At 35.8% G+C, this 3,806-nt stretch carries 8 protein-coding genes; 1 reads left to right on the forward strand and 7 read right to left on the reverse strand.

From position 1 onward, the window contains the following. The 5 genes from ACIQ0Q_RS09345 to ACIQ0Q_RS09365 form a co-directional block, all read right to left on the reverse strand. Nucleotides 1-1,108: hypothetical protein (locus ACIQ0Q_RS09345; RefSeq protein WP_395772664.1), on the reverse strand; the 1,108-nt coding region annotated here is incomplete at its 3' end. Nucleotides 1,109-1,227: 119 nt separating this feature from the next. Next, entirely contained in the window at nt 1,228-1,572 is a 345-nt protein-coding gene (locus ACIQ0Q_RS09350; RefSeq protein ID WP_395772665.1) for a hypothetical protein, read from the reverse strand. Continuing rightward, on the reverse strand, nt 1,569-1,757 hold the full coding sequence (locus tag ACIQ0Q_RS09355; protein ID WP_395772666.1) for a hypothetical protein: 189 nt from the start codon (nt 1,755-1,757) through the stop codon (nt 1,569-1,571). The genes ACIQ0Q_RS09350 and ACIQ0Q_RS09355 overlap by 4 nt, the downstream gene beginning before the upstream one ends. A 3-nt stretch (nt 1,758-1,760) precedes the next feature. After that, nucleotides 1,761-2,045, reverse strand: coding sequence for a hypothetical protein (locus ACIQ0Q_RS09360; protein WP_395772667.1), 285 nt, complete (start codon nt 2,043-2,045; stop codon nt 1,761-1,763). Continuing rightward, on the reverse strand, nt 2,042-2,479 hold the full coding sequence (locus ACIQ0Q_RS09365; RefSeq protein ID WP_395772668.1) for a dCMP deaminase family protein: 438 nt from the start codon (nt 2,477-2,479) through the stop codon (nt 2,042-2,044). Before ACIQ0Q_RS09365 ends, ACIQ0Q_RS09360 begins: the two co-directional genes overlap by 4 nt. A 69-nt stretch (nt 2,480-2,548) precedes the next feature. Here ACIQ0Q_RS09365 and ACIQ0Q_RS09370 point away from each other — a divergent pair, with 69 nt between their 5' ends. After that, nucleotides 2,549-2,944 (forward strand): hypothetical protein, encoded by a 396-nt coding sequence (locus ACIQ0Q_RS09370; protein ID WP_395772669.1) that lies wholly within the window; start codon nt 2,549-2,551, stop codon nt 2,942-2,944. A 51-nt stretch (nt 2,945-2,995) separates the two neighbouring features. Here the strand turns inward: ACIQ0Q_RS09370 and ACIQ0Q_RS09375 are convergent, their stop codons facing one another. Then, nucleotides 2,996-3,469, reverse strand: a complete 474-nt coding sequence (locus ACIQ0Q_RS09375) for a hypothetical protein (protein WP_395772670.1) — start codon at nt 3,467-3,469, stop codon at nt 2,996-2,998. An 11-nt stretch (nt 3,470-3,480) separates the two neighbouring features. Beyond that, nucleotides 3,481-3,806, reverse strand: a 326-nt coding sequence (locus ACIQ0Q_RS09380) for a hypothetical protein (RefSeq protein ID WP_395772671.1), incomplete at its 5' end; no start/stop codon positions are given.

Raw genomic sequence — 3,806 nt, forward strand, 5'->3', positions numbered from 1 at the left:
TAGATGCTGCATAGTAAACCGTAGAGTCTACACTACCATCTGCTTTTAAGAACTGAGAAGAAGTTCCTCCACTTTTAATAAAGGAAGTGGCTTTAATGTTTCCATTAACCTCTAGTTTTTCTGTTGGAGTAGTAGTTCCTATACCTACCCTACCATTAACAGTGTCGGTATATATAAGATTGGTATTTACTGTAAGCCCACCAACAGTAATAGCATTTGTAGTTGTATTGCCTGCTGTGGTTACTTGTGCTAGGGTAGGAACTGTGATGAGGGGAGTACCTCCGAAGATGGTAGCTATGCTTTTGTTCTTCCACAAAGCGGTAGCTGATTCGTAAACTACAAGATCGTTATTTGCTTCAGAAGTTAAAAGAACTCCGTGTAACTCATCAAACTCATATCCGTTTTGAATATGAAGAACTATCCTACCTTGCGTAGGGTGAGAACGAGCAATATATCCAATAAATACTGCGTGATTGGGTTCGGCAGGAACTGTACTTGTAAATGCTCCTGCTGTGGTAGCAGACAACCAAACAGCATCTCCAGCCGTAAATGCTGAAGTATCTAAGTCGTGAAGAGTTCCGTTTGTTGCAATATATCCGTCAGAGTTATTCGCAATATTTGCTTCAACCATACCTATGGTTCTTGAAGAAGTAGCCTCAGTATGTGCTTGTGCTCTTAAAGCATTTGGTCTGTTTCCAGTTGCTCCACTTAAATAAACAACAGTACCTTTAGTTAAAGTAGAACCAGTAGAGTTTCTTACTATAATTTCGGTTCTTTCTGCTGAGTCTACTACTCCGTCATTATCGACATCGTAAGTAGCTTTGTACATGTCACCTCCGCCTCCTCCTCCGCCTACAGCTTTCCAAGTACCATCGTCAGCTAAGTAAAGATTACCTGCTCCTGCAGATCCTGTTCCCAATCTATTGGGATCTATAATACCTGTAGAAATATACGCGGCATCAAATAGACGGTATGTAGGAAAACCATAGCCACTAACAGGTGTAGCTAAGATATATTTTTCTGGAAGATTTAACCCTGATAACTTTTGTTCAGCAGATGCTTGAGCTAAAGTAAGAAGGTCTTGATTAGTTAACGGATTGCCAAACATGGTCAGTACTTAGTAGTAATATACAAATATAAGTCAATAAGAAAAAAAATAAAGGGGAACCGAAGTCCCCCTTTGCCCTAAATAAAATATGAAAACAGAAAACGGATAGTTTAAGTAACTTATTCTGCGCTTTCCGAAAGACCTTCTGGTCCTCCTGTAGCGTGTAAGAAAGCGTCAATCTCTCTTGGGTCTTTGATTACCGCAACGATTGGTTCGCTTGTTACTTCAAATTTACTAACTTTAATTGGCTCTTTCTGTTTTGTTTGTGGATTTATCTTGTACTGATAGTCCGTCGGGGTTAATTTGTCCGCATTTCTGTTCAATACAACAGATAGTCCTTCTCTATCAGGATAAGTTAGGATAACTGAATCCAAGTCAAAACTGTGTCCGTTCTTACGGATAGTTTGTGTTGTTCCGTCTTCGAGGTTTTTTACCTCAATTTCGGTGTAATAAAATAGTTTCATAATGGGTTGTTTTCTTTTTTAGTTGTTTTTCTTTCTGTACTTTTTTTCTTAGTACGACTCTCAAGGTCTTTTATCATAATTTCATTATTTTCTCCTAAAACTTTTGCAAGATGAAGGATACTCATAACAATTAATATAGAACTAAAAAGTATAACTATACAGATTAATGCTACTAGGCCACTCATAACTTACCAAATTATAGCGATATCCATCTCACGCAACATAAACTTTTCTTTACCATCTACAGTAACTAGTTCAGAATGCATAATAGTGCTAGGGGATACATAAACACGATCTCCAACTTGGATGTCTTCTACTTTGTCGCCAATAGCAAAAACTTCTAGTTCTTTCATGTTCTTTAGTTCTTCGATTAAAACTTCTTGTTGAGCTTCAGCACTTAGGTGTAATCCTGAGTCTTTACGGGGAGGACAGTTTAACAAAACTCTTGAGCCTCTTAGGTTGATTTTAGTCATATAGGTTTTATAATATTAGTTCTACTTACGTCAATGTCGCAATCTTGTAATAGTTTTATTCCATTTAAGTCTCTATACTCTTTAATGTAGTATACTTTCTTGATTCCGCTTTGTACAATTAACTTAGCGCATTCTACACAGCATGAGTGCGTCATGTATATAGTTGCTCCCTCAGTACTGATAGGAGACTTACAAGCTTTTGTAATAGCATTTGACTCTGCATGCAGTACCGTGGGAAGAGTTACATTTTTTTCTTCACACACATTAGGTAATCCACTAGGAGTTCCATTATAACCAAAGGAGATTATATTTCCATCTTTAACAATTAATGCTCCTACTTGTAGTCTTTTACAGTAAGACTCTTTAGATATCCTAACTGCTAAGTCTAAGTATAAATTGTGTTTTTTCTCGGAATGATGCAATGACCTTGTCATATTAAATTGCTTGTATAATTTGCAAAGTTATAAGAAATATCCTATTTTTGAACGTATAAAATTAATTTTATGAGCACAGAAAACAGCCAACCAAACGCACAAGAAAGTACAGTTTACTGGAGACCTGATGAACAAATCACAGTTACAGGAACTGAACTTGCCGCATTATTGCACTTAGTTGATTTACAAACAGTTGCAATCAATCAAGTTCCTCTAAACACTCTAATGGAGTTATTTTCAACAGCAAATGCTGCTAAGACTGACATTATGCAAAGACTTTCCAACGAAGGTAAGTTAAGCAATGCTCCGTTAGAATATACTCCAAGTACTCCAACTGAAGAACCTTCTAATGTAATTCAATTTGAAACCGAGCAAGAAGAAGTAATTATCCCAGAAGGACAAGTGACTTTAGAAGACTTAAAAAATATTACTGACATTGAAGAAGTTTCAGATGAAATTCTTTAAGTTTGCATAACTACTTATTGTTTTCGTATATCTGATTATAACAAAGGAGGACTACAAGTCCTCCTTTATTATTTCTAGAGATGGAAAAAATCGATAAATCTCCTCACAGACGTTTAGTTTAACTTGAGTAAAGTCAATTTCGTCTGCTATATTTAAGAAATGATTAGACAACTCATCAAAACGACTGTGTCTAAAACTAAATAAGTCTCTTCTATAGACATCGTGAATCTTAAATACAAACATTCTTAGGCTACCATTTAAAGTTTGCATGTCGTAGTAGTCATAGAAAGAATTAAAGTCAGCTATCTTATGTTGAAATTCTTGAAACTCTTTAGTGTCTATAATCTTAAAGAGAAAGAAAAGACAGTCTTTATATTTCTTACTACTTCCGTAATCGTCTAGATAAACATTAAGTAGTCCGTAAGTTCTAAGCACAGCTAATGCATCCTTGTTAAATATCATAGGAGTTAAGTGAAGGGCTGTCTTAGTAGGATTTTCCAATAATACAAATTTAACTGATTCCATAAATTAGTCAACTATTGTCCAATTATTCTTACACCTTTGTTTACGTAGTCTTGCATAGGATACTGCCACAAATCATTCTTTGTGTGCCATTCGTACCTAGTAATAGCTTGATCGAAGCCTTCAAATTGACGACCATTAAAGTCTCCTCCAAATTGTCCTTGAGCCAAAATCAAATCTGTTACCTCATAGATAAGAGGGCTACCTGGACGGTCTTGATTCTCGACAATAAATCTAAATGGATGCAATGAAATGCCACCTAAACTTTCAACTAGTCCTGAAGCTATAATTCCGTAGGTATAAAAAGCTGCTTGAATATCATATCTAAACTTCCAGAACA

The organism is Arenimonas sp., assembly GCF_044348765.1.
GTDB lineage: Bacteria > Pseudomonadota > Gammaproteobacteria > Xanthomonadales > Xanthomonadaceae > Arenimonas.